At 69.5% G+C, this 26,907-nt stretch carries 23 protein-coding genes and 1 pseudogene; 16 read left to right on the forward strand and 8 right to left on the reverse strand.

The window, feature by feature from the left end:
• Nucleotides 1-133: 133 nt before the first annotated feature.
• From N792_RS10165 to zapE, 6 genes are all read left to right on the forward strand, one after another.
• On the forward strand, nucleotides 134-2,215 hold the full coding sequence (locus tag N792_RS10165) for a S9 family peptidase (RefSeq protein WP_036194634.1): 2,082 nt from the start codon (nucleotides 134-136) through the stop codon (nucleotides 2,213-2,215).
• A gap of 146 nt (nucleotides 2,216-2,361) precedes the next feature.
• On the forward strand, nucleotides 2,362-4,044 hold the full coding sequence (locus N792_RS10170) for an electron transfer flavoprotein-ubiquinone oxidoreductase (protein WP_036194635.1): 1,683 nt from the start codon (nucleotides 2,362-2,364) through the stop codon (nucleotides 4,042-4,044).
• A 43-nt stretch (nucleotides 4,045-4,087) separates the two neighbouring features.
• Nucleotides 4,088-4,975 (forward strand): methylisocitrate lyase, encoded by an 888-nt coding sequence (gene prpB / locus N792_RS10175; RefSeq protein ID WP_036194636.1) that lies wholly within the window; start codon nucleotides 4,088-4,090, stop codon nucleotides 4,973-4,975.
• 175 nt (nucleotides 4,976-5,150) lie between these two features.
• A complete protein-coding gene (locus N792_RS10180) occupies nucleotides 5,151-5,666 on the forward strand; it encodes a c-type cytochrome (RefSeq protein ID WP_036194637.1) in 516 nt (171 codons plus the stop codon).
• A 149-nt stretch (nucleotides 5,667-5,815) separates the two neighbouring features.
• Nucleotides 5,816-6,523, forward strand: a complete 708-nt coding sequence (locus N792_RS10185; RefSeq protein WP_036194638.1) for an alpha/beta hydrolase — start codon at nucleotides 5,816-5,818, stop codon at nucleotides 6,521-6,523.
• On the forward strand, nucleotides 6,516-7,622 hold the full coding sequence (zapE, locus tag N792_RS10190; RefSeq protein ID WP_036194639.1) for a cell division protein ZapE: 1,107 nt from the start codon (nucleotides 6,516-6,518) through the stop codon (nucleotides 7,620-7,622). The genes N792_RS10185 and zapE overlap by 8 nt, the downstream gene beginning before the upstream one ends.
• A gap of 48 nt (nucleotides 7,623-7,670) precedes the next feature.
• Here the strand turns inward: zapE and N792_RS10195 are convergent, their stop codons facing one another.
• The 4 genes from N792_RS10195 to N792_RS10210 are packed head-to-tail and all read right to left on the reverse strand — an operon-like array spanning nucleotide 7,671 to nucleotide 11,980.
• Nucleotides 7,671-9,236 (reverse strand): PepSY-associated TM helix domain-containing protein, encoded by a 1,566-nt coding sequence (locus N792_RS10195; protein ID WP_036194640.1) that lies wholly within the window; start codon nucleotides 9,234-9,236, stop codon nucleotides 7,671-7,673.
• A gap of 10 nt (nucleotides 9,237-9,246) precedes the next feature.
• Nucleotides 9,247-9,510, reverse strand: a complete 264-nt coding sequence (locus N792_RS10200; protein WP_036194642.1) for a hypothetical protein — start codon at nucleotides 9,508-9,510, stop codon at nucleotides 9,247-9,249.
• Nucleotides 9,510-9,836 (reverse strand): hypothetical protein, encoded by a 327-nt coding sequence (locus N792_RS10205; protein WP_052103938.1) that lies wholly within the window; start codon nucleotides 9,834-9,836, stop codon nucleotides 9,510-9,512. The genes N792_RS10200 and N792_RS10205 overlap by 1 nt, the downstream gene beginning before the upstream one ends.
• Complete coding sequence (locus N792_RS10210) at nucleotides 9,836-11,980, reverse strand: TonB-dependent siderophore receptor (protein ID WP_036194643.1); 2,145 nt, start codon at nucleotides 11,978-11,980, stop codon at nucleotides 9,836-9,838. The genes N792_RS10205 and N792_RS10210 overlap by 1 nt, the downstream gene beginning before the upstream one ends.
• Before the next feature lie 486 nt (nucleotides 11,981-12,466).
• Between N792_RS10210 and queF the strand changes: the two genes are divergently transcribed.
• From queF to N792_RS14280, 6 genes are all read left to right on the forward strand, one after another.
• Nucleotides 12,467-13,327, forward strand: coding sequence for an NADPH-dependent 7-cyano-7-deazaguanine reductase QueF (queF, locus tag N792_RS10215; protein ID WP_052103939.1), 861 nt, complete (start codon nucleotides 12,467-12,469; stop codon nucleotides 13,325-13,327).
• A 92-nt stretch (nucleotides 13,328-13,419) separates the two neighbouring features.
• A complete protein-coding gene (locus N792_RS10220; protein ID WP_036194645.1) occupies nucleotides 13,420-13,743 on the forward strand; it encodes a LysM peptidoglycan-binding domain-containing protein in 324 nt (107 codons plus the stop codon).
• An 80-nt stretch (nucleotides 13,744-13,823) separates the two neighbouring features.
• Entirely contained in the window at nucleotides 13,824-14,312 is a 489-nt protein-coding gene (locus tag N792_RS10225) for a hypothetical protein (protein WP_036194647.1), read from the forward strand.
• Between the two features lie 169 nt (nucleotides 14,313-14,481).
• On the forward strand, nucleotides 14,482-15,204 hold the full coding sequence (locus N792_RS10230; RefSeq protein WP_036194649.1) for a UPF0149 family protein: 723 nt from the start codon (nucleotides 14,482-14,484) through the stop codon (nucleotides 15,202-15,204).
• Nucleotides 15,205-15,603: 399 nt separating this feature from the next.
• A complete protein-coding gene (locus N792_RS10235; protein WP_036194650.1) occupies nucleotides 15,604-15,993 on the forward strand; it encodes a YkgJ family cysteine cluster protein in 390 nt (129 codons plus the stop codon).
• Nucleotides 15,994-16,089: 96 nt separating this feature from the next.
• The gene (locus N792_RS14280; RefSeq protein ID WP_255516702.1) at nucleotides 16,090-16,221 is read left to right on the forward strand and encodes a hypothetical protein; all 132 of its coding nucleotides are present in this window, start codon (nucleotides 16,090-16,092) and stop codon (nucleotides 16,219-16,221) included.
• A gap of 11 nt (nucleotides 16,222-16,232) precedes the next feature.
• On the opposite strand, the gene N792_RS10240 is transcribed toward N792_RS14280, so the two are convergent.
• Together N792_RS10240 and N792_RS13830 are read right to left on the reverse strand one after the other, a co-directional pair.
• Nucleotides 16,233-17,612, reverse strand: a complete 1,380-nt coding sequence (locus N792_RS10240; RefSeq protein WP_232220007.1) for a type II toxin-antitoxin system HipA family toxin — start codon at nucleotides 17,610-17,612, stop codon at nucleotides 16,233-16,235.
• Nucleotides 17,560-17,949 (reverse strand): helix-turn-helix domain-containing protein, encoded by a 390-nt coding sequence (locus N792_RS13830; protein WP_224743887.1) that lies wholly within the window; start codon nucleotides 17,947-17,949, stop codon nucleotides 17,560-17,562. Before N792_RS13830 ends, N792_RS10240 begins: the two co-directional genes overlap by 53 nt.
• Before the next feature lie 159 nt (nucleotides 17,950-18,108).
• Between N792_RS13830 and N792_RS10250 the strand changes: the two genes are divergently transcribed.
• From N792_RS10250 to N792_RS10265, 4 genes and pseudogenes are all read left to right on the forward strand, one after another.
• Entirely contained in the window at nucleotides 18,109-20,355 is a 2,247-nt protein-coding gene (locus tag N792_RS10250) for an NADP-dependent isocitrate dehydrogenase (protein ID WP_036194654.1), read from the forward strand.
• 45 nt (nucleotides 20,356-20,400) lie between these two features.
• Nucleotides 20,401-21,303: a class I SAM-dependent methyltransferase gene (locus tag N792_RS10255; protein WP_425478881.1), complete on the forward strand. Its 903-nt coding sequence runs from the start codon at nucleotides 20,401-20,403 to the stop codon at nucleotides 21,301-21,303.
• 233 nt (nucleotides 21,304-21,536) lie between these two features.
• Nucleotides 21,537-22,016: pseudogene (locus tag N792_RS10260) on the forward strand (pseudouridine synthase); the annotation flags it as partial.
• A gap of 157 nt (nucleotides 22,017-22,173) precedes the next feature.
• Nucleotides 22,174-23,286, forward strand: coding sequence for a hybrid sensor histidine kinase/response regulator (locus tag N792_RS10265; protein ID WP_036194656.1), 1,113 nt, complete (start codon nucleotides 22,174-22,176; stop codon nucleotides 23,284-23,286).
• A gap of 161 nt (nucleotides 23,287-23,447) precedes the next feature.
• Here the strand turns inward: N792_RS10265 and N792_RS10270 are convergent, their stop codons facing one another.
• Complete coding sequence (locus N792_RS10270) at nucleotides 23,448-23,795, reverse strand: hypothetical protein (protein ID WP_036194657.1); 348 nt, start codon at nucleotides 23,793-23,795, stop codon at nucleotides 23,448-23,450.
• A gap of 173 nt (nucleotides 23,796-23,968) precedes the next feature.
• Entirely contained in the window at nucleotides 23,969-26,494 is a 2,526-nt protein-coding gene (gene hrpB / locus N792_RS10275; protein ID WP_036194658.1) for an ATP-dependent helicase HrpB, read from the reverse strand.
• Between the last annotated feature and the right edge of the window lie 413 nt (nucleotides 26,495-26,907).

Here is a 26,907-nt window from a genome sequence, read left to right on the forward strand (position 1 = left end):
TCGGTCACGGTGAAGGCGCGCGCGGGCCCGCCCCGCCCACGCCGGCACGCGGACTGTTGCACACCCTGAATCGGTGCTTTACTGCGACGCCGGTCGCATTCCCAGCCCGGCAGCACGCACCCTGGAGATTCCCATGCACTCCCAGCTGCCCCGCGTTGCCGCGCTGGTCCTCGCGATGTCGATGTCCACCGCGCTGCCTTCCGCCGCCTTTGCGCAAACCCCGCCCACCGCCGCCGAACGCATTGCCGGCACCGAATTGATCTCGCGCGATGCGTTGTTCGGCAATCCCGAGCGCGCGATGGTCATGATCAGCCCCGATGGCAGGACGCTGAGCTGGGTCGCACCGGTCGATGGCGTGTTGAACGTATGGGTGGCGCCGGCCGACAACCCCGGCGAGGCGCGCGCGGTCACCCACGACATCGCGCGCGGCATCCGCAACCACTTCTGGTCGTACCTGCCGGACACGCTGCTGTACCTGCGCGACAGCGGCGGTGACGAGGATTTCCACCTGTTCAGCGTCAACGTGGCGACCGGCAAAGAGATCGATCTCACGCCGTATCCGAAGACCACCGCGCAGGTGGTGGGCGCCAGCCATTCGCAGCCGGGCGCGATCCTGGTCGGCATGAACGACCGCGATCCGAAGTGGCACGACCTGTACCGGGTCGACCTGGCCAGCGGCGAGCGCACGCTGGTGCAGAAGAACGACGACGAGATCGGCGCCTACCTGGCCGACGACGGCTTCACTGTCCGCTACGCGATGCGGGCGCGGCCCGACGGCGGCAGCGACATCCTCAAGCCGGCCGGCGACGGCGGCTGGGAGGTCTGGTCCGATATTCCGTTCGAGGACTCGCTGACCACGGCGCCCGCCGGGCTGACCACCGACGGCGACACCCTGTACATGCTCGACTCGCGCAACCGCAACACGGCGGCGCTGTACGCGATCGACGTGGCCAGCGGCGAGCGCAGGCTGGTGCTGGAGGATGCGCGCGCCGATGTCGGCCAATCGCTGGCGCACCCGCAGACCGGCGTCGTCCAGGCGGTCGCGGTCAATTACCTGCGCGAGGAATGGGAGCCGGTCGATCCGGCCATCGCCGCCGATCTGGAAAAGCTGCAGGCGATCGGCCCGGGCGAGATCGGCGTCAACGCCCGCACGCATGACGACAGCATCTGGATCGTCACCTACTCGGCGGCCGAAACCCCGGTGGTCTATTACCGCTACGACCGTGGCGCGGGCGGCAAGCTGACCCGGCTGTTCTCGGCCCGACCCAAGCTCGACGGCAAGCCGCTGGTGCCGCAGTGGCCGCAGGAGATCACCTCGCGCGACGGCAAGACGCTGGTCAGCTACCTCACCCTGCCGCGCAGCGCCGACCCCGATGGCGATGGCAAGCCCAATGTTGCGGTGCCGATGGTGCTGGACGTGCACGGCGGCCCATGGGCACGCGACAGCTACGGCTACAGCTCCTACGCGCAGTGGCTGGCGAACCGCGGCTACGCGACGCTGGCGGTGAATTTCCGCGGCTCCACCGGCTTCGGCAAGGCGTTCACCAACGCCGGCAACGGCGAGTGGGCCGGAAAGATGCACGACGACCTGCTCGATGCGGTGCAGTGGGCGGTCGACCAGGGCGTCACCACCGCCGACCAGGTGGCGATCATGGGCGGCAGCTACGGCGGCTACGCAACACTGGCCGGGCTGACCTTCACCCCGGACGCGTTCGCCTGCGGCGTCGACATCGTCGGACCGTCCAACCTCAATACCCTGCTCAGCACCGTGCCGCCGTACTGGGCCAGTTTCTACGAGCAGCTGGCCAAGCGCATGGGCGACCCGCGCACCGAGGAAGGCAGGCAATGGCTGGTCGAACGCTCGCCGTTGACCCGCGCCGACCAGATCACCAAGCCGTTGCTGATCGGCCAGGGCGCGAACGACCCGCGCGTGAAGCAGGACGAGTCCGACCAGATCGTCAAGGCGATGACCGCCAACGGCATCCCGGTGACTTACGTGCTGTTCCCCGACGAGGGCCACGGTTTCGCGCGACCGGAGAACAGCAAGGCGTTCAATGCGGTGACCGAAGGCTTCCTGAGCCAGTGCCTGGGTGGCCGCGCCGAGCCGATCGGAACCGACTTCGCCGGCTCCAGCATCAGCGTGCCGATTGGTGCCGATGGCGTGCCGGGCCTGGTGGAAGCATTGAAGGGCCACGAGCAGACCATCAGGAAGTGAGCCGGGAGTAGCCCGGGGAGTGATCCGGGGAGTGGCCCGTCAGCACCGGTGCGGACGGGCCATCCGGGCCGGCGACCGGCCCGCCTGCATGTTTCGCGGGCGGGCGGGATAATGGGCCCAATGTCTCCCTGCAACACGGAACCGCCATGACCCCGGAACAACTGCTCGCCACCTACGGCCCCCGCGAATCGATGGAGTTCGACGTCGTCGTGGTCGGCGCCGGCCCGGCCGGACTGGCCACCGCGATCCGCCTGCGCCAGCTGGCCGCCGACAAGGGCAGCGAGCTGTCGGTGTGCGTGCTGGAGAAAGGCTCCGAACCCGGCGCGCACATCCTGTCGGGCGCGATCATCGACACCCGCGCGCTGGATGAGCTGTTGCCGGACTGGAAGGAACGCGGCGCGCCGTTGCGCCAGCCGGTGACGCGCGACGAATTCCTGTTCCTGAGCGAGACCGGATCGCGCGCGACGCCCGGTTTCCTGCTGCCGGGCTGCTTCGACAACCACGGCCATTACATCGCCAGCCTGGGCGAGCTGACCCGCTGGCTGGCGACCCAGGCCGAGGCGCTCGGGGTGGAGATCTTCCCCGGCTTCGCCGCCGCCGAAGTGCTCTACGACGAGACCGGCGCGGTGATGGGCGTGGCCACCGGCGACATGGGCGTGGGCAAGGACGGCGAGCCGACCGGGCAGTTCCAGCGCGGCATGGAGCTGCACGCCAGGTACACGGTGTTCGCCGAGGGCTCGCGCGGCCAACTCGGCCGCCAGCTGATCGCCAGGTTCGCGCTCGACAAGGACTGCGACCCGCAGAGCTACGGCCTGGGGGTCAAGGAACTGTGGCAAGTGGATCCGGCCCGGCACGAGCCCGGCCTGGTCGTGCACACCTCCGGCTGGCCGCTGGACTCGGACACCTACGGCGGCTCGTTCGTCTACCACGCCGAGGACAACAAGGTCGCGATCGGCTTCGTGGTCGGGCTGGACTACAGCAATCCGTGGCTGAGCCCGTACGAGGAGTTCCAGCGCTTCAAGACCCACCCGGCCATCCGCAAATACCTGGAAGGCGGCAAGCGCATTTCCTATGGCGCGCGCAGTATCACCGCCGGTGGTCTGATGTCGCTGCCGAAGACCGTGTTCCCCGGTGGCGCGCTGGTCGGTTGCGAGGCCGGCTACCTCAACGCCAGCCGGATCAAGGGCAGCCATGCGGCGATCAAGACCGGCATGCTGGCCGCGGAAGCCGCGTTCGAGGCGCTGTCGCAGGGGCGCTCGGGTGACGAACTGCTCGCCTACCCCGCCGCGTTCGAGACCAGTTGGCTGCACGAGGAGCTCAAGCTGTCGAAGAACTTCAAGCAGTGGTTCAAGAAGGGCCGGCTGCTGGCGACGCTGATGACCGGCATCGAGCAATGGCTGCTGCCGAAGCTGGGCATCCGCAATCCGCCGTGGACGCTGCACCACGCCAAGGCCGACCACGAGTGCCTGGACCCGGCCGACCAGCGCGAAAAGATCGTGTACCCCAAGCCCGACGGCGTACTGACCTTCGACCGCCTCAGCTCGGTGTTCCTCAGCAGCACCCACCACGACGAGAACCAGCCGGTCCACCTGACCCTGAAGGACGCCAGCATCCCGGTGACGGTGAACCTGGCCGAGTACGCCGGCCCCGAGGCGCGCTACTGCCCGGCCGGCGTGTACGAGTTCGTCGGCGAGCCCGGCCACGAGCGGCTGCAGATCAACGCGGCCAACTGCGTGCACTGCAAGACCTGCGACATCAAGGACCCGACCCAGAACATCGTCTGGGTCGCCCCGCAGGGCGGCGACGGCCCGAACTACGCCGCGATGTGAGCGCCGGCCGCACCCGCACCACCCTCCACATCCCGAGAGCCCCATGACCGCAATGACCAGCCCCGGCGCCCGTTTCCGCCGCGCTCTGACCGATGAGAAGCCGCTGCAGATCGTCGGCGCCATCAACGCCAACCACGCCCTGCTCGCCAGACGCGCCGGTTACCGCGCGATCTACCTGTCCGGCGGCGGCGTCGCGGCCGGCTCGCTGGGCCTGCCGGACCTGGGCATCAACACGCTGGAAGACGTGCTGGTCGACGTGCGCCGCATCACCGACGTCTGCGAGCTGCCGCTGCTGGTCGACATCGACACCGGCTTCGGCCCGAGCGCGTTCAACATCGCCCGCACCATCAAGTCGCTGATCAAGGCCGGCGGCGCAGCCTGCCACATCGAGGACCAGGTCGGCGCCAAGCGCTGCGGCCATCGCCCCGGCAAGGAGATCGTGTCGCAGGGCGAGATGGTCGACCGGGTCAAGGCCGCGGTCGACGCCAGGACCGACCCGGACTTCTTCCTGATCGCGCGCACCGACGCGATCCAGGTCGACGGCGTGGACGCGGCGATCGAGCGCGCCATCGCCTGCGTCGAGGCCGGCGCCGACGGCATCTTCGCCGAGGCCGCCTACGACCTGCCGACCTACCGGCGCTTCGTCGATGCGGTGAAGGTGCCGGTGCTGGCCAACATCACCGAATTCGGCCAGACCCCGTTGTTCACCCGCGACGAGCTGGCCTCGGTCGGCGTGGCGATGCAGCTGTTCCCGCTGTCCGCGTTCCGCGCCATGAACAAGGCCGCCGAAGCGGTGTATACCGCGATCCGCCGCGACGGCCACCAGAAGAATGTGGTCGACACCATGCAGACCCGCGAGGAGCTGTACGAGCGCATCGGCTACCACGAATTCGAGCGCAGCCTGGACAAGGTGTTCAGCAGCGCGAAGTGAGCGGCGGCCGCTGTCGCCGGACCCGGTACCGCCAATGGCCGCATGGTTGTTGCGCGTGCGGCCCGGCTACTTGTCTGCGCGTCAAGGCTTTATACTGCTGCGCGGCCGCATGATTGCGGCCTTCCGTTGAACGGCGACGCGCACCCATCGCGGGCAGCGCTCAATAGGGTGAACCGTGCGCAATTACGACCTCGAATTCCTGAAAAGATTCTCCCTGGTGATGGGTTTCCTGATCGTGCTCAGCCTGGGCCTGATCGTCGGCGCGCGCCTCATCAGCAACTCGCTGCCCTATGAAGTGCCCGAGGTCGTGGCCCAGCGCACCAAGGCCCGGATCGCGCCGGTCGGTGCGGTCTACGCCGGCAGCACCGGTGCTGCGGCACAGGCCGCCGCCAGTGCCGCAGCCGCCGCCGCCGCCTCTTCGGCCGTCGCCTACGGCGGCACGCTGGACGGCTCGGTGATCTTCGACAACCTGTGCGCCGGCTGCCACAGCTCCGGCGCGGGCGGCGCGCCGACGATGGACAAGGCGCACTGGGCCGCGCGCATTCCGCAGGGTCTGGACACGCTGCACAAGCATGCGATCGAAGGCTTCACCGGCAGCACCGGGATGATGCCGGCCAAGGGCGGCAACCCCGCCCTGACCGACGAGCAGGTCATCGCCACGGTCGACTGGATGATCGACAACCTGAAGTAGGCATCGACGCCTGCCATCCGCAACGCCGCCTCCGGGCGGCGTTGTCGTTTCCGGCGCCCGCGTCCGTGCGATGACGGGTGCATGCGGTGAGGGGGGCCGGCGATCCCCGGCAAAACGCCTGTGAACGTCGCACCGCTTATCATGGGCGCATGGACACTCCCGCTTTCCCCGACGATCCCGCCTTCCTCGGCGGCAAGGCCGCGACGCTCACCCTGGCCGGTCCCGCCGGCGCGATCGAGGCGATTGTGGAAGCCGCCGATCCCGAGGCGCCCGCACGACCGCTGGTGGCGGTGATCTGCCACCCGCTGCCGACCGAAGGCGGCACGATGCACAACAAGGTGGTCACCATCACCGCACGCGCGCTGCGCGAGTCGGGCGCGAGCACGGTGCGGTTCAATTTCCGCGGCGTCGGCGCGTCCGAAGGCGAGTTCGACGAAGGCCGCGGCGAGGCCGACGACCTGCGCGCGGTGGTCGCCTGGGTCCGGCAGCAGCGTCCGGATGCGCAGTTGTGGCTGGCCGGTTTCAGCTTCGGCTCGTACGTCGCCTACCAGACGGCCGCCGAGCTCAGGCCCGGCATGCTGATCATGATCGCCCCGCCCGCCGGCGGCCGCGGCTACGACTTCGCCGCCATCACGCCGTTCGACGGCCCGTGGCTGGTGGTGCAGGGCGAGGCCGACGAGGTCGTCGATCCGGCCCACGTGTACGCCTGGGTCGACAGCCTCAAACAGCCGCCCGAACTGGTGCGGATGCCCGGCACCAGCCACTTCTTCCACCGCAAGCTGATGGACCTGCGCGGCGCGGTGAAACACGGCGTGCGCGCCTACCTGCCGGCAGCGACCACCGCCGCCGATGAGTGAGCCGACGATCGCCCCAGACACGCTGCCCAGCGCGCGTTACCGGGCAGGCGTGAGCCGGGGCGACTGGAGCGACGACGCCGCGCAACACCCGGCGCTGGCCGAGCTCGACCGCCTGCACGCGGCGCTGGTCGACCCGCCATCCCGCGGCGTGCTGGACCGCTGGCGTGGCAGACCGGTCGCCGCGCCGCCGGGGCTGTACCTGTGGGGTGGCGTCGGCCGTGGCAAGACCTTCCTGATCGACCTGTTCTACGAAGGCCTGCCGATCGCGCGGAAACACCGCACCCACTTCCACCGCTTCATGCGCGACGTGCACACCCGGCTGCACGAACACGCCGGCGAGCGCGACCCGCTGACGGCGATCGCCCGCCAGGCCGGACGGCAATGGCAGGTGCTGGTGCTGGACGAGTTCTTCGTCACCGATATCGGCGATGCGATGCTGCTCGGGCGCTTCGCCGAGCGCCTGTTCGCCGAAGGCGTGGCGCTGGTGACCACCTCCAACATCGCCCCGCAGCACCTGTTCCAGGACGGCCTGCAGCGCGAGCGCTTCCTGCCCGCGATCGCCCAGATCCAGCAGCACTGCCACGTCCTGCACCTGCAAAGCGACCACGACTACCGCCTGCGCGCGCTGACCCGCTCGCCGGTGTACCGCGCACCGCTGGATGCCGGGGCCGACGCCTGGCTCGCCACGCGCTGGGAGGAAATCGTCGACGGCCGCCCGCGCGGCACCGGTCCGCTGCATATCGATGGCCGCGACATCCCGGTGCGCGGGCTCGCCGAGGGGCACGCCTGGTTCGACTTCGCCGCCCTGTGCGAAGGCCCGCGCGCGGCCGGCGACTACATCGAGATCGCGACCGAGTTCCACACCGTGCTGGTCGGTGCCATTCCGGTGTTCGACGGTGGCAACGACGACCCCGCGCGCCGCTTCGTGAACCTGATCGACGAGCTGTACGACCGCAACGTCAACCTGGTCTGCACCGCCGCGACGGCACCGGTCGGGCTGTATACCGGCCACCGGCTGGCGGCGGCGTTCGAGCGCACCACCTCGCGGCTGATCGAGATGCGCTCGGCGGAATACCTGGCCCGGGAGCACCGCGGCTGAGGATACGACCCGGGCACGCACCCCCGGCACGCGACCCGGGCGGCGCGGTCAGGCCGCGCGCGGGTCGGCCCAGACGCTGTGCGGATCGCCGTCGCGGGCCCGTCGCGCGCTGGCGCGGGCCAATGCGGCGAACCCGGCTGCCAGCGCAATCGCCATCGCATCGACCGTGACCAGCACCCAGTGCCCGGCGACGGCCGCCTTCCACAGCCACCAGCCGCTGGCGATGCCGTGCGCGACCGGGATCGCGACGGTGACCAGCGCCGCCAGCCACAGCAGTTCGCGCACGCCGCGCGACGGCGGCCTCAGCGCCGCCCACGACGCGCACAACGCCCACGTGCCGAAGCAGACCCAGCGCTCGGCGGAGGCGGAATGCAGCCCCCACATCGGTGCCAGCTGCGTGGCCACGAAGCTGGCCGAGATCGCGACGCACACGCCGATGCAGACACCGACCGTGGCGCGCGCCATGTTGACCTGCGCCCGGCCTTGCTCGACCGCGCGCCGTTTGCGCCGCGACTCGATCCACAACAGGTTGCCGGAATAGAACAGGAACGCGCCGGCCAGTCCGAGCAGGAAGTACAGCCACTGCACCACGCGGTTGCCGAACTCGCCGAAGTGCAGCGCATAGGTTGCCTGCAGGGTCGCGTGGTTGGCGTCGCGCGCGCCCTGCAACTGCACCGCGAGCACCTCGCCGCTGCCGGCATCCAGCGCGACCGAACCCATCGCGCCCAGCGCGCGTGAGGTCTCGCCGGTGATCTCGACCACCGCGTTGGCGTCGCCACCGTGCTGCAGCTTCAGATAGGCCGGCTCGAAATCGTCGATGCCGTGCCCGCGCGCGACCGCCACCGAGCGCTCATGCCACTGCGCCAGCGACTGCATCGCGGCCGGCTCGCCGGATGCGGCGACCACCGGCGCGGTGTCCATCGCCGCCGGTACCGATTCCAGCAAGCTGCCGTCATAGACCAGCGGGTCGAGCAGCGGCATCAATGCGAACAGCAGGCACAGCAACGCGCCGGTCACCGCGAACATCACGTGCGCCGGCAGGCTCAACACCCCGATCACGTTGTGCGCGTCCTGCCAGAACCGCTTGAGGTTGCGTCCCGGCCGCAGCGCGAACAGGTCCTTCGCCAGCCGCGGCAGGTGGATCACCACACCGCTGACCAGCGCCAGCCCGTACAGCAGGCTGACCACGCCCATCAACCACATCCCGACCATCGGGATGCCGAGCGAGTAGTGCAGCAGGTTGACCAGCTCGGCCAGGCTCGAAGTCGGCGGGGTCGGGCTGCCCTGCAGGGTGTCGAGGGTCGCGAACTGCCACTTCCCCGCGCCATCCAGCCACCAGGCCGAAGCCTGGGCCGACTCGGCGCCGGGGAAACCGAGGCCGAGGTGCACGCGCGCGCCCTCATGACGGGCCAGCGTTTCGTCGAGCAGGCGCTGCGCGTCGATGATCGAGTCGGGCTGCGCGTCGACCGCACTCGACTGCCACAGCGGCAGCTCGTGGTGGAACATCGTGATCGCACCGGCGTAGAACGCGACGAACAGGGCGAAGCCGGCGACCAGCCCGACCCAGCTGTGGACGGCGGTGTACACCCGCAGGGTGGTGGCGCGCAATTTCATCGATCCGTCCTCATGCGGCCCATCCGGTCGCCTGCAGCAGCCACAGCGCGCCGAGCGCGGCCAGCGCCAAGCTGCCGATCCAGCCCCACGCGCGCCACCCGCCGGCGAAGCGGAAGCTGGCCGCGGCGATGCTGATCCACAGCGGAAACAGCAGCACCAGCCCCGGCACCAGGGTCGCCTGCCACGGACCCGGCCACAGCCGCCCGAGCAGGCTCGCCAACGCCGCGGCGAGGATGAAACCCGGCAGTGCGGCGGCGGTCGCGCGGCCCCACATCAGTCGCTCTCCAGCGACGTGCGCGCCAGCGGCACCGTCCGCGATCGGTGCGCATCCGCCGGCGGCGACGCATTCGTCCACCACGCCAGGTACGGCAACGCGACCAGCGCCAGCATCCACGTTGCCAGCATCGCGCACAGCCCGGCGCCGACGCCGAGCTCCACGATCCACCCGCCCAGCGACACCAGCGCCAGTGCGCCGCCGACTGCGCGCAGGCCGGCACGGCCCGCACCCGGCTGCCAGCCGCGATTGGGCGACGCCAGGTACAGCGCCAGCGCCGACGCCAGCGCGGCCAGGGTCGCCAGCAGGCCCGGTGCGCCCGCCATCACCAGCGGTAACGCAGGGTCGCGGTGACCGTGCGCGGGTAGCCGTAGTAGCACCACATCGCGCTGTTGCAGACCGCCACGTACTCCTTGTCCATCAGGTTGGCGGCGTTGAGCTGCAGCCGCCAGCGGTCGAAGTCGTAGTGCACCGCGGCGTCGAACAGCGTGTATGACGGCGTCTTCCACGCGTTGTAGATGTCGCCGTAGACCGAACCGGTATGCCGCACGCCGCCGCCGAAGCCGAGCCCCGACAGCGCGCCGTAGGCGATCGTGTAATCGAGGCCGAGCGCGGCCTGCCGCTGCGGCACCAGCGCGACGCGCTTGCCGAGCGCGGCGGCGTCGGTGGTGCGGGTGACTTCGGTATCCATCCAGGTCGCCGCGCCGTACACGCCCAGCGCCGGGGTCACGTTCCAGCGGCCCTCCAGCTCGACGCCGCGCACGCGGGTCTCGCCCTGCTGGACCGAGAACAGCACGTGGTCGGGATCGACACTCAGCGTGTTCTGCTGGCGGATGTCGTACACCGCCAGCGTCGCCAGTCCGCGGCCGCTGGGCGGCAGGTACTTGATGCCGGCCTCGACCTGCTCGCCGGTGGTCGGCACGAACGCGTTGCCGTCGAAGTCGACGCCGACGGTCGGCTGGAACGATTCCGACCACGCCACGTACGGCGCAAATCCGGAGTCGAACACGTAGTTGACTCCCACCCGCCCCGAGAACGCATCGTCCTCCTGCCGGCTGTGCGTGACCGGGTCGGCGATGAGGTTGTCAGCCCGCGTGCGCACCCGGTCCTGGCGGCCGGCGACGGTGACCACCCAGCGGTCCAGCCGCAGCTGGTCCTGCAGGTAGACCCCGGTCTGCTGCTGCACCTTGTCTTCGTGGAAGGTGTAGTCCGGCACCACCACCTCGGCCCCGTAAACCGGGTCGAACACGTCGATCGGCGCGATCCCGAACGCGAAAGCCGAGGCGTAATCGTTCTGCAGCCGGCGGTAGTCGACACCGGCCAGCACGGTGTGGCGCCACGCGCCGGTGGTGAAGTCGAAGCTCACGTTGTTGTCGACGCCGAACGCCCTGGAGTGCTCCTCCAGCGGGAACAGGTAGCGGTTCAGCGTGCGGCCGTCCGCCTCCAGCCCCAGCGTGCCGATGCCGGCGTCGTGGTCGACATCGGCCTCGCCGTAGCGCAGGTTCTGGCGGAACGTCAGGCCGTTGCCGAAGGCGTGCTCGAACTCGTAGCCGGCCGACTTGCTGGTGCGCAGGTAGTCGTTCCAGCCCGGCTCGCCGGTGAACACGCTCGGCCGGATCCTGCCGTTCGGGTTCGGCAGCAGGGTGCCGGCAGCCGGCAGGAAGCCGCTGCCGTTGGCGGTGTCGGCCTTCTGCCAGCGTGCGAGCAGGGTCAGCGAAGTGGCATCGCTGGGCTTCCACGCCAGTGCCGGGGCGAAGAAGTAGCGGTCGTCCTTGACGAAATCGACCAGGTTGTCGCTGTTGCGGGCCAGGCCGGTGAGCCGATACGACCACACGCCCTCATCGTCCAGCGGCCCGCCGAAATCGAACGCGGCCTGGCGCAGGTCGAAGTTGCCGAGCTGCACCTCGACCTCTCGCAGCGGCCGGTCGACCGGGCGCTTGCTGACCAGGTTGACCAGCCCGCCCGGCGGCATCGCCCCGTAGGACACCGACGACGGCCCCTTCAGCACGTCCATCCGCTCCAGCCCGTACGGCTCGACGCGGGTCGCGCCGGTCCAGACACCGTCTGTCAGCGCCAGCCCGTCGAGGTAACGCGCCGGGGTGAAACCGCGCACCAGCAGCCAGTCGCTGCGGGTGTCCTGGCCGTAGCCGCCGCCCTGGGTACCCGCCAGATACCACATCGCCTCCTCGAGGCCGTGCAGGCCGCGATCGGCGAACTGCTGCGCGCCGACCACCGACACCGATTGCGGCGCCTCGATGATCGGGGTGTCGGTCTTGGTCACGGTCTGGCTGCGCTTGATGATCTGCGCCTGCACCTGGACGGTGTCGAGGGTGGTGGCGTCGGGTGCGGCGACGGCACCTGCGGACGGAGGCACAGTGATCTGCGCAGCGGCCGGCAGTGCGGCCAACAACGCCAGGCCGAGCAGGCTCGCCCGGGGGAAGGAGGGTCGGGCGACAGCGAAACGGGACATTGGAACCCTTGTGATGGTTATTTTGGTTCGCGCGTCCGGTGCGCAAGCGGCGCCGGCATGGGCTCGGCGGGCTCTGAATGGAAATCATTCTCATTCTAGTGGTTTGCCCCGAGCCACGGCAATGCGTCTGCCCGAGAAGCCGTGGTCAGCAAAAGGTGTCTCGCGACATCCGGTTTCCGCTGCCGGTCCTCCAGCCTGCTGGTACCCACCGCCACTGCCCGGACACCCGCCGCGCCGACCGCGGCGCCGGCAGGCGAAGCGTCAATGTCTTCGCAGCGGCCGGAGGTCACCCACCGCCGCCGCCGAGCGCCTGCGCGATGACGTCGTCGCGCTGCGCCGTTCTCGCGCCTGGTCGAACGCCCGAGCGCCATGCGAGAGGGCCGGGGCGCAAGACCCATGGACGCCGGTTTCATCCCGGATTTTGCGATCCCCGGCTCTTGCATCCGGCGTTCCGACTCCGGCCCCACCACGGGGGATAATGGCGGCATGACCACGACCCCCTCCACTTCCGCTCCCTCCGCCAGCGCCGACCTGCCGCTCGGCCGTCACGTCGACTACCCGCGCGAGTACGACGCATCGCTGCTGTTTCCGATCGCCCGCGCGCTCGGCCGCAACGAGATCGGCCTGGCCGGCGCCGGCCCGCATGATGCAGGCCTGCCCTTCATCGGCAGCGACCGCTGGCACGCCTACGAGCTGGGTTGGCTGGACGGCCGCGGCAAGCCGCGCGTGGCGACCGCGACGCTGAGCATCCCGGCCGCGTCGCCGCACCTGATCGAATCCAAGTCGCTCAAGCTCTACCTGAACTCCTTCAACGCGACCCGCTTCGACGATGATGAAGCCGTGCGCGCACGCATCGCCGCCGACCTGGCGCAGGTGGCCGGCAGCGCGGTCGAGGTGGTGTTCGGATTGCCGCCCATCGACGAGCAGACGGAGATGGCCGAGTCGCTGGACGAGCTGCCGATCGCGTTCGACCACTACGGCCCCCCGCAGCCGGACTTCCTGCAGAGCGATGCCGACGAGGTGGTCGAGGAAAGCCTGACCAGCGCGCTGCTCAAATCCAACTGCCCGGTGACCGGCCAGCCCGACTGGGCGCGGGTGCGGATCGACTACCGCGGCCCGCGCCTGGATCGCGCCGGCCTGCTGCGCTACCTGGTGTCGTTCCGCGACCACGCCGGTTTCCACGAGCAGTGCGTGGAGCAGATCTTCCACGACCTGATGCAGCGCGCGCGCCCGCAACACCTGTCGGTGCAGGCCCGCTACACCCGCCGCGGCGGCCTCGACATCAATCCGTGGCGCGCCACGCCGGGGTTCGCGGCACCGGCCGCCGGGCGCGACCTGCGCCAGTGAAGGCGTAGCCGCCGGGTTCACGTCGGCACGATCGGTTCTTAACAAGTGCCGTGCAATGGTGGCTCCGCCCATACGGCAGGAGCCCCGAACCCATGACCGCCCCCGATCAGAAAGCCGACTTCTCCGGTGTCAGTGCGCAGGTCGACACCACGGCCGAGAAGGTCGAAAAGGCCGATTTCTCCGGCGTCCGCGCCAACGTCGACACCACCGCGGAAAAAGTCGGCGGCTCTGCCGCACAGACCTACACCGTGCGCAGCGGCGACACCCTGTCGCACATCGCCAAGCAGTTCTACGGCAAGGCCAGCGAATGGAACACGATCTACGCGGCCAATCGCGACCAGCTCGACGATCCCGACCGGATCAAGCCCGGGCAGGTGCTCACCATCCCCGCCCGCGACGACCAGCCAACCGGCTGAGTCCGCGCGACTGCGACTGCCTGTATTTGTGACCGCCTGTTCGTGACTGCCTGTATTCCCGCATTCCCAAGGAGAGCCTCATGACCCCCAACAAACTGCATTACGCCGTCGCCGCCGCACTGCTTGCCACACTGGCGCTGGCCGGTTGCAAGAAGAATCCCTCGACGATGGAAAACGAGACCGCCCCGCCGCCGGCCATGACCGAACCGGCACCGCCCGCCGAGCCGATGCCGGCCGAGACCGCCGTAAGCGTCACCTCGGTGACCCTGGGAACCAACGCCGGGGCCGACAAGACCATCGCCACGCCGATGACGAGCTTCGCCGCCAAGGACCCGATCGTGGTCTCGATCGCCACCAACGGCGCAGCCAGCAACGTCGACATCGGCGCCAAGCTGGTCTACCAGGATGGCCAGACCGCCGGCGAGCAGTCGCAGACGATCAACACCACCGGCATGGAAACCACCAACATCACCTTCACCAACGCCAACGGCTGGCCCGCCGGCAGCTACACCGCCGAAGTGTCGGTCAATGGCACGCAGGCGCAGAGCACCCCGTTCACGGTCAACTGAACCACTCCTCTCTCTCCAGAGGTCGGTGATTGGGGGCGCGGCGAAAGTCGCGCCCCTTTTTTGTCGCAACGGCGGGCACGCGGCGCCGTCGCGCCGGTTGCCGTTGCGAGCGCCCCTCGCCACCGCCAGCGGCTACCATGCGCAAGTCCCCCGCCTCGTGCCCGCCGCCATGAATACCCCTCCTGCCTATCTCGACGACGACCAGATCGAGCGCCTCGCCAACCTGCTTGAGCAGCGCGCGGTGCCGTTCCGCGGCTTCAACCTGGAAGCGCTCGACGGTTACCTTTCGGCGCTGGCGGTCTCGCCCGGCGAAGTCCCCATGGCCGAGTGGGAAGCGCCGGTATGGGGCAAGCCGCCGCGCTGGGACGACCCGGTCGAGCGCGCCGAGGTCGAAGCGCTGCTGATCGGCCACCGCAACATGGCCAACGCGCGCGTGCGCCACGGCAACGACGACCTGCCCGACCACCTCGCCCCGCTGCTGTGGCTGCCCGAGGACCCCGAACTGCAGGACGCCGAGGCCGAGCAGGAAGACGATCTGGACGTCGGCCGCGACTGGGCGCTGGGCTTCTTCACCGCGGTCGAACTGCGTGAGGCGCAGTGGGACCAGTGGCTCGACGAGAACGAGTGGATGGAGGACATCTTCGACCTGTTCGACCGGCTCGCCAGCGGCGAGATGGTCGGCGAGGACCCGGCCGAACCCGCCACCCCGATCGACTACCGCGAGCGCCTGGGCATCATCGCCGGCCTGCCCGACATGCTGGCCGACCTCAACCACTACCGCGTCGACGCCCTCACCCCGCGCGAACCCATCCGCCGCGACCCGACCCCGGACCGCAACGCCCCCTGCCCCTGCGGCAGCGGCAAGAAGTTCAAGAAGTGCTGCGGCGCGTGAAGCCAGGCAAGTTGAGGCCGATAAAGCCAGGTTGAGACCGAACGACCCGGCGGCGGCCTGTCATTGCCGCCGGTGTTTGCCCACCGGCCACGACGGCCATCCAATTGCGCGCCCTTCAACCGTCCGCCTGGACTCCCTCTGGTCGTAGGAGCGGCGTCAGCCGCGAACGCACAGAGCCAACACCTGCATCGCCGCTTCCATCATTTTCGGAACCCACATCCCGCCGTTGCGACAGTCCTGGATCTCTACCGGCTCGGCACTGATGATCAGGTCGCAGCTTACGCAGCTCCTACACAGGTCACTGACGCCGCCAATCGCGGAAAATGACAGCCCCTTCCACCTGGCGAAACTGGGCGGCCCCCGCGGCCGCAGCCGTCGCCACCCCGCCGGCCACCTCCGATGCCGAACCACCCCTGCCTCAGCTGCGGCGCCTGCTGCGCCCACTTCCGCGTCGCCTTCCACTGGGCCGAAACCGACCCCTTCCTGGGCGGCGCCACCCCGGCCGAACTGACCGAAAAACTCGACCCCCACCGCGTCGTCATGCGCGGCACCCGCAACGGCGCCACCCGCTGCGTGGCCCTGCAGGGCGAAGTCGGCGTCGCCGCCCACTGCGGTATCTACGCCCAGCGCCCCTCCCCCTGCCATGCCCTGCAACCGGCCTGGGAAACCGGCGAACCCAGCCCGCAATGCGACCGCGCCCGCCTCGCCCACGGCCTGCCCCCGCTGACACCGGAAAGCTGGAACGACCCGAGCAGCCCGGGATGGACGCCGTTGACGCGGAGTGCGTGAACGAAGCCTTCAATTGCGCGGCGGTACCCGAGAATTCCGAGCAATGAAGAGTGGGGCTTAAAGGGTCTGACGTTCGAGAAGATTTTGCAGGACGTGATGCTTAAGCGCCGAAAGGAAGAGTTGGAGCTTTACAAGCTGTTTGCGTCCGACGCTGCGTTCAAGACCGCCTGGAGCCAGAGCATCAAGGAAACGCTCAACAGGAACCTGGACAACCGACCCAACCCCTAATCCTGCGGCCCTCACGCCTCCGGCGGCATGGCCGCAAGCCGCCGCGCCGCGTCCCGCACGCCATCGAAAATGTCCGTGGCGACCCGGCCCGGGAAATCACCGGGCAGCTGTGTCTGCACACTGGCGATAGCCGGCTCCACGCGCTCCAGCAACTCCACGATCCACGGCTCGGCACCTTCCGCGATCCCACATGCACGCGCAGTCTCGTTCCAGTGCCGGCGGCGGATGTCCCGCAACCGCCGGTGGCGGTTCCTGCCGGCGACCGCCATCGCCAGTTCGGCCTTGTGGGGATCGAGCTGGCGTGCGCCCCGTCCCATGATCGGGTACACGGACAACACGTCATACAGGGGCGTCAGCCGGAAGCGCCCGCCCTGCTCGACATGCAGGCTGAAGTTCTTCGCGTGGCCATCTGTCGCGGCCAGCAGCCAGAACAGGAGCTGCGCCTTGAAGAAGGTGGCCCGGTCGGCGGGTTCGTCCGATAGGCGCAGCAGATCCATGATGCGGGCAATGCCGGGGCCACCATCGCTTTCATACCTGCGCGAAGGCGGCTGGCCGAACGCCTGGCACAGGTCCTCCTGGGGCAAACGCAGCCACCATCGGCCATCCGTGGAGGGGCGGCGATCGAAGCGGGTCACGGCCAGCACGCGTTGACCGTCGAATTGCGCCATCGCGGCACCCGCCACGGGCATCCCGAATGCAGCCAGCAGGCGCAAGCACAGCCATTCGTTCTCGATCGAATGGCACATGTCCGCATGCATGTTGCCCACCACCCCGAGCGGCAACTTGAGGATATGCGTACTGGGCGTGCTGCCGAGCGGTACACACCATTGATTTTCGTGCCACAGCAGTCCGGTCTTTTCCTGGGCTCCCGCAATAGAAATCCGGAAGGCATCGTCATCGCCCCCCAGATGTCCGGGCCCGGGCCGAGCCGCGACACTGCGCAGCAGCGCCGCCACCTCCGCTTCGTCCAAGGGTCGGAAGCGGATCTCATGCACGTCATCGGGGCGGCTTCCCTCGGGTAGCAGCTGCACCGCACCCACGCAGTCTCGACCGATGGCCTGCAGAAGCTCAAAGGTTGCCGTTGACCGCAGGCCGAACCGGTCGCGGATGCGATTACGGATGTCGCTGCTGTCGGGCAGCAGGTTCTCGAAGTAGTTGCCGACCGCCTCACCGCGGTGGCTTTCGCCGGACGGCAGAAGCGGAAGGGACAGCGAAAGAGGTCGACTGGCGGGCGAGTGCAACCAGTGCGGTGCATAGGTGAGGCGCCCGCCACGATCGCCACGCTCCCAGAGCGCCACCTCCTCGCCATTCATCCACACGTGCAGGGCGCTCATGGACTTACCACTCCGGTGCCATGTCCGGACCGGACACGACCCGCGGCTGCAGTGCAATCTCCACGCCCAGTACCGCACAGAGCTTCATGAGGCGCTCAAAGGTGGCCGACTCGGGCCGGTTTTCCAGCTCGCTGACCGCTTGGCGGGAAACGCCGAGCTGGCCGGCGACGTCAGCCTGGGTCAGTCCTGCCTGCCTGCGCAGGGCGCGGAGCAGGGGACCCAGCTGCTGCGGAGCCCGCACGATGTGGCGAGGGTCAGATCCGGTCAAGATGCAACCTTCAGCTTGCCATTTGAGAGCGCAAGCTATCCCTTGCCCATGCAAAAAGCAAGTAATCGCTTGCGCGACCAGCGACTGCCGCTCCCGCGCTGACCCGCTGATGCGGGCGTCTTCCACGCCAATGGCCTCCAACTTTGCCCCCGCCCACCCCGGAGGCGACAATGAGCGGCCCGATCGCCCGGTTCCAGGCGATCCCGTCGGCCGGTTCCGCCGCAGACGCAGACAGTGCGCGCTGCGGCCGACGCCGACCCGCCTCCCCATCCAACGAGACCCGACATGCCCAACACGTCCCTGCCGCAGAACCCGACGATCCTCTACACGCTGACCGACGAAGCCCCGTTCCTGGCCACGCAGTCGCTGCTGCCGATCGTGCAGGCGTTCACCGCCACGGCGGGCATCGCGGTGGAGAGCCGCGACATCTCGCTGGCGGCGCGGATCCTGGCGCAGTTCCCGGACCTGCTGGGCGACAGGAAGGTCAGCGATGACCTGGCCGAACTGGGCGCGCTGGCGACCACGCCGGAGGCGAACATCATCAAGCTGCCGAACATCAGCGCCTCCGAGCCGCAGCTCAAGGCCGCGATCGCCGAGTTGCAGCAGCACGGTTACCCGCTGCCCGCGTATGTCGACCAGCCCACGACCGATGCCGAGCGTGACGCCAAGGCGCGCTACGACCGGGTCAAGGGCAGCGCGGTCAATCCGGTGCTGCGCGAGGGCAACTCCGACCGCCGCGCGCCGCTGTCGGTGAAGAACTACGTGCGCAAGCACCCGCACCGCATGGGCGCGTGGAGCGCGGACAGCCGGACCCACGTCGCCCACATGGAGGGTGGCGATTTCTACGGCAGCGAGCAGTCGGTGCTGATCGACCACGCCGGCAGCGTGCGCATCGAGCTGGCCGGCAACGACGGCAGCACGACCGTGCTGAAGGAAAAGACCGCGGTGCAGGCGGGCGAGCTGATCGACGCCTCGGTGATGAGCGCGACGGCGCTGGCCGGCTTCATCGACGCCCAGATCGCCGACGCCAAGGCGCGCGACGTGCTGTTCTCGCTGCACCTGAAGGCGACGATGATGAAGGTCTCCGACCCGATCATCTTCGGCGTCGCGGTCAAGCGTTTCTATGCCGACGTGCTGACCAAATACGCGACCGAGCTGGCCGCGATCGGCTTCGATGCCGACAACGGCATCGGCGACCTGGTCGCGAAGATCAAGACCCTGCCGGCCGACAAGCAGGCCGCCATCAGCGCCGACCTGCAGGCCGTCTATGCCAGCCGTCCGGGGCTGGCGATGGTCGACTCCGACAAGGGCATCACCAACCTGCACGTGCCGTCCGATGTGATCGTCGACGCGTCGATGCCGGCGATGATCCGCGACTCCGGCAAGATGTGGAACGCCGCCGGCCAGCGCCAGGACACCAAGGCGGTGATCCCGGACCGCTGCTACGCCGGCGTGTACCAGGCGGTGATCGACGACTGCAAGGCGAACGGCGCGCTCGACCCGGCCACGATGGGCACGGTGCCCAACGTCGGCCTGATGGCGCAGAAGGCCGAGGAATACGGCAGCCACGACAAGACCTTCCAGATCCCCGCCGCCGGCACGGTGCGCGTGGTCGACGCGGCCGGCACGGTGCTGATGCAGCACGCGGTCGAGGCCGGCGACATCTGGCGCATGTGCCAGACCAAGGACGCGCCGATCCGCGACTGGGTCAAGCTGGCCGTCTCCCGCGCCCGCCTGAGCAATACCCCGGCGGTGTTCTGGCTCGACCCGCAGCGCGCGCACGACCGCCAGGTCATCGCCAAGGTCGAGCGGTACCTGAAGGACCACGACACCAGCGGCCTGGACCTCCGCATCCTGGACCCGGTCGCGGCCGCGAAGCTGTCGCTGGAGCGCATCCGCGCCGGCAAGGACACCATCTCGGTCACCGGCAACGTGCTGCGCGACTACCTGACCGACCTGTTCCCGATCCTGGAGCTGGGCACCAGCGCGAAGATGCTGTCGATCGTGCCGCTGATGGCCGGCGGCGGCCTGTTCGAGACCGGCGCCGGCGGTTCCGCGCCCAAGCACGTGCAGCAGTTCGTCGAGGAAAACCACCTGCGCTGGGATTCGCTCGGCGAGTTCCTGGCCCTGGCCGCCTCGCTGGAGCATCTGGGTGAGCGCTATGACAATGCCGCCGCGCGCGTGCTCGCCAGGACGCTGGACGAGGCCACCGGCACGTTCCTCGACCACGACAAGTCGCCCTCGCGCAAGGTCGGCGAGCTCGACAACCGCGGCAGCCACTTCTACCTGGCGATGTACTGGGCGCAGGCGCTGGCCGCGCAGGACGAGGACGCCGCGCTGAAGGCCGCGTTCGCGCCGCTGGCGAAGGCGCTGACCGACAACGAGGCGACCATCGTCGGCGAGCTCAACGCCGCGCAGGGCCCGGCGGTGGACATGCGGGGCTACTACCAGCCCGACCTGGCCCTGCTGGACAAGGCGATGCGCCCCAGCGCAACGTTCAATGCCGCGCTGGCCGCCTTGACGAGCGGCTGATCGACATCGACTAGGCTGACCCTTCACCGCCCCAGGAGCCACCGCATGAACCGCCCGCTGCTCGCCATGCTTGCCCCGTGCCTGCTTGCTCCCTTCCTGCTGGTCGCCTGCGGCAACCAGACCGACGCGGTGAGCGCCGACGGAAGTCCCGAAGCGGCGGCGGACACGGCCATCCCGAACCCGCACCAGGACGCCGACACCACCGCCCGCCTGCAGGCGGCGGTGGATGGCGCCTGGCGGACGCCCGAGGACATCGCCCGCGACCCCTACCGCCACCCGCTGGAAACGCTGGAGTTCTTCGGCCTGCAGCCGGGACAGACCGTGGTCGAGATCACCCCGGGCTCCGGCTGGTACGCGGAAATCCTCGCCCCCTTCCTGTACGAGGACGGCAACTACATCGCCGCCGTGGTCGACCCGCAGACGCTGGCCGAAGGCCGCGGCCGCGACTACCAGCAACGCAGCAAGGACACGCTGGAAGCGAAGTTCGCCGCCGCGCCGCTGCAGTTCGACCGCGCCAACATGGTCGCCTACGACCCGGCCGCGCCGGTGTTCGGCAGCCCCGGCACCGCCGACGTGGTGCTGACGTTCCGCAACGTGCACAACTGGCGCAAGGCCGGCCAGGCGCAGGGCATGTTCGACGCGTTCTTCGCCGTGCTCAAGCCGGGCGGCACCCTGGGCGTGGTCGAGCACCGCGCGGTCGGCGACGTTGCCGACGATGACGACAGCGGCTACGTGGGCCAGGACCAGGTGATCGCGCTGGCCGAGGCCGCCGGCTTCACGCTCGACGCCAGCAGCGAGATCAACGCCAATCCGCTCGATACCAAGGACCACCCCAACGGCGTGTGGACCCTGCCGCCGGGCAACAACCACGAGCCGGTCGACAACGCGAAGTACCAGACGATCGGCGAGAGCGACCGGATGACGCTGCGGTTCAAGAAAACCGGCTGAGTCCGCCCTTGCTGATCGCGTTCAACAAACCGTTCCGCGTGCTGTGCCAGTTCTCGGACGAAGCACAGGGACGTGCGAGTGCCGCGGGTGCAGGACGCACCGGAGCGGCCGAAGCACAGGGACGTGCGGGTGCCGCGGGGGCGCGACGCACCGGAGCGGCCAATGTACAGGGACGTGCGGATGCGGCCGATGCACCGGGAAGCGCCAGTGCCACGGGGGCGGGGACCGCGCCCGAACCGCCCCGGCAGACCCTCGCCGGCTTCGGTCTGCCACCGGGGGTCTACGCCGCCGGCCGGCTGGACTACGACAGCGAAGGCCTGCTGCTGCTGACCGATGACGGCGGCCTGGCGCACCGGCTGACGGATCCGCGCCACAAGCAACCCAAGACCTACTGGGTGCAGGTGGAAGGGGACCCGCAGGATGCACAGCTGGCCGCACTGCGGAACGGCGTCGTCCTGAAGGACGGGCCCACCTTGCCGGCGCGCGTCCGCCGCATCGACGTGCCGGCCCTGTGGCCACGCGACCCGCCGGTGCGGTTCCGCAAAAGCGTTCCCGACGCCTGGCTGGAGCTGGTCATCAGCGAAGGACGCAACCGTCAGGTGCGGCGCATGACCGCCGCCGTCGGCCTGCCGACCCTGCGCCTGGTGCGGGTGGCGGTCGGCGGATACCGGCTGGACACGCTGCTGCCCGGCCAGTGGCGCCTGCTGCAGTGATCCCCGCACAGGACATGACGGACGCCGGAAACGGACGGTTCGTCTGGGTGCGCGCTGGTGCGTGGCCGACACGCCGGTGCCGCGCCCGCTTTCTCCCGTATTTTGCGTTTCAGCCCATACTGGCCTCGGGGACGGGCCAGTTCGCCCAAGGATCGACATGACTCCAACCGCCACCACGCTTGGCAACATCCTGGTCGTCGACGACCAGGCGGCGAACCTGCGGGTCGTCAGCACGCTGCTGAGCCGCCAGGGCTATCGCGTGGTCACCGCGGCCACCGGCGAGGAGGCCCTGGCGCGCTACGCCGAATCGGTGCCGGACCTGATCCTGCTGGACATGATGATGCCGGGCATGGACGGCTTCGACGTGCTGGCGGCCTTGCGCGAGCAGGTGCCGCCGTTGCGGATACCGGTGGTGTTCGTGACCGCCGCCCACGACCGCGACCTGCTGCTGCGGGCGTTCGAGGCGGGCGTGGTGGACTATGTCACCAAACCGTTCCTGCCCGAGGAACTGCTGGCGCGGGTCAACGCGCACATCGGCCTGAAGCTCACCCGCGACCGCCTGGAGCGGGTCGCCCACGAGCGCCAGGAGCTGGTCAACCTGGTCGCCCACGACCTGAAGAACCCTCTGTCCAGCGTGCTGTTCGCCAGCGACATCCTGCGCAGCCAGGGCTGCAAACCCGAGCGCATTCCGCGCTACCTGGAAATGATCCACGACAGCGCCGACGACGCCCTGGGCTACATCCACCACTACCTGGAAAGCCAGGCGGGCGCGCTGCGCGGCGGCCAATCCCGTGATGATGTCTGCGCCGACCTCGGCAGCACCCTGGACTGGCTGGCGCAGCGCTATGAGTTCCAGCTCGATGCGCACGGCATCACCTTGAAGCTGTCGTCACCACCGGCCGGGGCCAAGGTCGCCATCGACCCCCGGGTGCTGCGCCAGCTCAGCGAAAACCTCGTCAGCAACGCAATGAAATACGCCCCCGGCGGCGAGCTGTTGCTGGCCGGCCGCAACGGCGCTCCGGGGTTCTGGCAGCTGGTGGCTGCCGACCGCGGCCCGGGGATTCCCGACTACCAGCAGCGCGAACTGTTCAAGCCGTTCACCCGACTGGTCGATGACGACGACGGCGTGTCCAGCGGACTGGGCCTGTCGCTGGCCAAGCAGATCGTGGTCAATGCCGGCGGCCAGCTCTGGTACGAGGACCGCCCGGGCGGCGGTGCGGTGTTCGTGATCGAACTGCCCGAAGCGGCCACCACTGCCGATTGCTGCTGAGGCGGCGGCTTCAGCCGTGACCCGTACATCCACGGAGATGTGACGGCATCGATACCGCTTTCCGCTCGCCCCGGCAGCAGCACCCGGGCAAGTGAGGTTTCCACCCGTTCGCGGCTGAAGCCGCTCCTGCAACCGAATGAAGTCCGGTCGGACAAGGTGGCTTACTCCGTCGGCGCGGTCTTGGTCGTCGCCCGGCGGCGGGTTGTCCTCGCCGGGCGTCGCGCCTCGACCCGTTTCGCACTGCCTTCTATCGGCGCATTTTCCGCCTGGCGGGCCTTGCGGCGGGCGGCATACCACAGCGCACCCGCGCCGGCCGCCAGCGCGACCGCAACCACCGGGTTGCGGCGCACGAAACCCACCGCGACCCGGCCACCGGTCCGGAGCGCGCCGAGCGCGACCCCGGCTTCCAGCAGGCCGCCGGCCTGCTTCGGCACGACGTGGCGCACCCGCTCACCGACGGTGCTGGCCAGTTCCCGCGCGCGATCGGGGAGATGGTCGAATCTGCTCATTGCGATGTCCTGAAATGGGGAATCAAGGCCTGCAGTGTCCGGGAATCCGCGTCGGCATCGCGTGACACGGGCCCTCAGGGCGCGGTTGCAGTTCAGGTCCCGCAGGGCTTTGCCGCGCCGCCGGCAATTCCGCAGTCCAGCCATCCACCACCGTCGCCACAGGCTGATGACTTTCACGTCCCGCGGGGCTTTGCCCGATGCGTCGCCGTGGCTGTCCAGGGATCGTCCGGCCACGGATGCTTCGGATACCGGCCTTTCATCTCCCGGCGGACCTCCGGATAGGTGCGTTCCCAGAACCCGCGCAGGTCGCCGGTCACCTGCAGCGGCCGGCCGCCCGGCGACAGCAGGTGCAGGGTCAGCGGCAGCCGCCCGTCGGCGACGCGCGGGCTGTCGGCGAGGCCGAACAGCTCCTGCAGCTTGACCGCCAGCACCGGCGCGAGGGGCACGTCGGCCGCGTCGTCGAAGCCGTAGTCGATCCGCCGCTGCAGCCCTGACGGCACCTCGATCCGGGCCGGCGCGAGCGTGTCGATGCGCTGCCGCAGCGACCAGTCCACGCCGGACTTCAGTGCTTCGGCGAACTCGCTTTCGGTCAGCGCATCGAGCCGGCTCTTGCCCGCCAGCGCGGGTTTCAGCCAATCGTCCAGGCCTGCCAGCAGGACCGCATCGGACAGGTCCGGCAGCGCCAGGTCCGGGCACCACACGCGCAGGCAACGCACCCGTGCGCGCCATTGCTGCAGGCCCTCGGTCCACGGCAACGCGGCCAGTCCGAGCTGGCGCACCGCATCCACCAGCGCCTCGGCATAACGCGAGCGATCGGGCGCGGCGAGCGGCCTGCTGTCCAGCACGATGCGGTCGAAACGCCGCTCGCGCACCGCCGCGATGCGACGCGCGTCGGCATCCCAGAACACCCGGTCGGTGTCGACGAAACGCTGCGGCCAATCGAGCTCCAGCCGCAGCGGATCGATCGGCACCGCCCGCAGGATCCGCGCATCGCGCGGATCGTCGCGCAACTCGCTGACCAGCAGCCACGGCTCGCCGAACACCGCGCTGTCGTCGAACAGTCGCGCGCTGCGGCCGTTGGCCAGTTGATAACGGTACGGATCGCTGCGGTGCTGGTGGGCGATGCGGTCGGGGAACGCGTGCGCCAGCAGATCGCCCAATTGGTGCGCGGGCAGCCCGGACGGCGGCGGCGCGGCGACCCGCAGACGCCGTCGCCACTGCCGGGCGGCCTGGTCGATCGCGGCCAGCGCACTGCGCGAGGCATCGCCGGGCACGCGGCCGGCGCGGAATCCGGCCAGCGCCTGCCAGCGCTCGTGCAGCGCATCGCTGCGACTGCGCAAGGGATCGCGCGCCTCGAGCAGCGCCGCAAGATCGCAGGCGAGCGCGCGTTCGTCCGCGTCGCTCGGCGCGAGCAGCATCGCCGCCAGCCGCGGGTGGGTGCCGAGGGCGAGCATGCGCCGGCCCAGCGACGTGATCGCCTCGCCCTGCAGCGCGCCCAGCCGCTGCAGCAGTTCGCGCGCCGAGGCCAGCGCCCCCGGCGGCGGCGGGTCGACGAAACGCAGGTCCGGATCGCCCCAGGCGGCCAGTTCCAGCGCCAGCCCGGCCAGCTCGACCTGGGCGATCTCCGGCCGCCGCTGCGGTTCCAGCCGTTGCGATTGCGGCCACAGGCGGTACGCCCAGCCCTCGGCCACCCGCCCCGCGCGGCCGGCGCGCTGGTCCGCCGACGCCTGCGCGACATGCACGACATCGAGGCGGGAAAAACCGCTGTTGGGATCGAACCGCGGCTCGCGGGCAAGGCCAGCATCGATCACCACCCGCACGCCGGGCAGGGTCACGCTGGACTCGGCCACGTTGGTCGCCAGCACCACCCGACGGCGGCCATCGGGGTCGGGCTGGAGCACGCGCGATTGCTGCTCGACCGGCAACTCGCCGTGCAGCGTCAGCACCTCCGCCGCGAACGGGGCATCGGGATCTCCCGCGCCGGGGTCGCGGCCGGCGAGCAGCCGTTCGACCTGGCCGATCTCGCGCTGGCCCGGCAGGAACACCAGCACGTCGCCCTGATGGGTGGCCAGCGCATGCTCCACCGCACGCCGCACCTGGTGTTCGAGTCGCTCCTCGCGCCGGGCCGGGAAATGCGCCAGCTGCACCGGGTAACTGCGCCCTTCGCTGGACAGCCGCGGCGCATCCAGAAACGCGGCCAGACGCGCGCCGTCCAGGGTCGCCGACATCAGCACGATGCGCAGGTCGTCGCGCAACGCCGACTGCACATCCAGCGCGAGCGCCAGGCCCAGGTCGGCGGCGAGATGACGCTCGTGGAACTCGTCGAACAGGATCGCGCCGACGCCTTCCAGCGCCGGATCGTCCTGGATCATGCGGGTCAGGATGCCCTCGGTGACGACCTCGATCCGGGTGCGCGCCGATACCTGGTTGTCGAACCGGATCCGGTAGCCGACCCCCTCACCCACCGCCTCGCCGCGTTGCTCCGCCATGAACCGCGCCGCCGCGCGTGCCGCCACCCGGCGCGGCTCCAGCACGATGATCTTCCGGCCCTGCAGCCACGGCGCATCCAGCAAAGCCGGCGGCACCTGGGTGGTCTTGCCGGCACCGGGCGGCGCTTCCAGCACCAGTCGCGGATGATCGGCGAGGCTGTCGCGGATCCGCGGCAACAGGACATCGATGGGAAATTCGGCGCGACTCATCTGGGCACAAGGATATGGGGCAGGCGCTGGGATTGCGCGGACGATACGGAAGCTGAAAAGCAGTGCGCGCAACTACGAGGGCAGCGCCTGCGGATCGCCGGTTACTGGAAACGCCGGCGTTTGCAACGACTTGGGCAGCGCCTGCCGGGTATCCCGATCAGTCGCTCCACGATATTCGCTTGGTGATCGGGACACCCGGTAGGCGCCACCGAACTGTCCCGGCCGCCGATGGAAAAAGCGGATGCCTGGCCTGGAACGCAGCACTCACGTCAATGCATCGCCGGTACGTTGTCCTGGCGATGTATTGCGGATGACAGGCTATCCCCTTTGCCGGCGTCCATAGGAGATCGAAGCCCACCCAATCAAACGCCGATGCGGCGACCTGTCGGGTATTGCGGAGAGTGCGCCATGGA

Origin of the sequence: Lysobacter concretionis Ko07 = DSM 16239 (assembly GCF_000768345.1) — a bacterium.
Classification (GTDB): domain Bacteria; phylum Pseudomonadota; class Gammaproteobacteria; order Xanthomonadales; family Xanthomonadaceae; genus Novilysobacter; species Novilysobacter concretionis.

Coding starts and splice junctions, on each gene's coding strand:
- N792_RS10165 (WP_036194634.1), top strand. CDS start 134: ATGCACTCCCAGCTGCCCCGCGTTGCCGCGCTGGTCCTCGCGATGTCG.
- N792_RS10170 (WP_036194635.1), top strand. CDS start 2,362: ATGACCCCGGAACAACTGCTCGCCACCTACGGCCCCCGCGAATCGATG.
- prpB (WP_036194636.1), top strand. CDS start 4,088: ATGACCGCAATGACCAGCCCCGGCGCCCGTTTCCGCCGCGCTCTGACC.
- N792_RS10185 (WP_036194638.1), top strand. CDS start 5,816: ATGGACACTCCCGCTTTCCCCGACGATCCCGCCTTCCTCGGCGGCAAG.
- zapE (WP_036194639.1), top strand. CDS start 6,516: ATGAGTGAGCCGACGATCGCCCCAGACACGCTGCCCAGCGCGCGTTAC.
- N792_RS10195 (WP_036194640.1), bottom strand. CDS start 9,236: ATGAAATTGCGCGCCACCACCCTGCGGGTGTACACCGCCGTCCACAGC.
- N792_RS10200 (WP_036194642.1), bottom strand. CDS start 9,510: ATGTGGGGCCGCGCGACCGCCGCCGCACTGCCGGGTTTCATCCTCGCC.
- N792_RS10205 (WP_052103938.1), bottom strand. CDS start 9,836: ATGGCGGGCGCACCGGGCCTGCTGGCGACCCTGGCCGCGCTGGCGTCG.
- N792_RS10210 (WP_036194643.1), bottom strand. CDS start 11,980: ATGTCCCGTTTCGCTGTCGCCCGACCCTCCTTCCCCCGGGCGAGCCTG.
- queF (WP_052103939.1), top strand. CDS start 12,467: ATGACCACGACCCCCTCCACTTCCGCTCCCTCCGCCAGCGCCGACCTG.
- N792_RS10220 (WP_036194645.1), top strand. CDS start 13,420: ATGACCGCCCCCGATCAGAAAGCCGACTTCTCCGGTGTCAGTGCGCAG.
- N792_RS10225 (WP_036194647.1), top strand. CDS start 13,824: ATGACCCCCAACAAACTGCATTACGCCGTCGCCGCCGCACTGCTTGCC.
- N792_RS10230 (WP_036194649.1), top strand. CDS start 14,482: ATGAATACCCCTCCTGCCTATCTCGACGACGACCAGATCGAGCGCCTC.
- N792_RS10235 (WP_036194650.1), top strand. CDS start 15,604: ATGCCGAACCACCCCTGCCTCAGCTGCGGCGCCTGCTGCGCCCACTTC.
- N792_RS14280 (WP_255516702.1), top strand. CDS start 16,090: ATGCTTAAGCGCCGAAAGGAAGAGTTGGAGCTTTACAAGCTGTTTGCG.
- N792_RS10250 (WP_036194654.1), top strand. CDS start 18,109: ATGCCCAACACGTCCCTGCCGCAGAACCCGACGATCCTCTACACGCTG.
- N792_RS10255 (WP_425478881.1), top strand. CDS start 20,401: ATGAACCGCCCGCTGCTCGCCATGCTTGCCCCGTGCCTGCTTGCTCCC.
- N792_RS10265 (WP_036194656.1), top strand. CDS start 22,174: ATGACTCCAACCGCCACCACGCTTGGCAACATCCTGGTCGTCGACGAC.
- N792_RS10270 (WP_036194657.1), bottom strand. CDS start 23,795: ATGAGCAGATTCGACCATCTCCCCGATCGCGCGCGGGAACTGGCCAGC.
- hrpB (WP_036194658.1), bottom strand. CDS start 26,494: ATGAGTCGCGCCGAATTTCCCATCGATGTCCTGTTGCCGCGGATCCGC.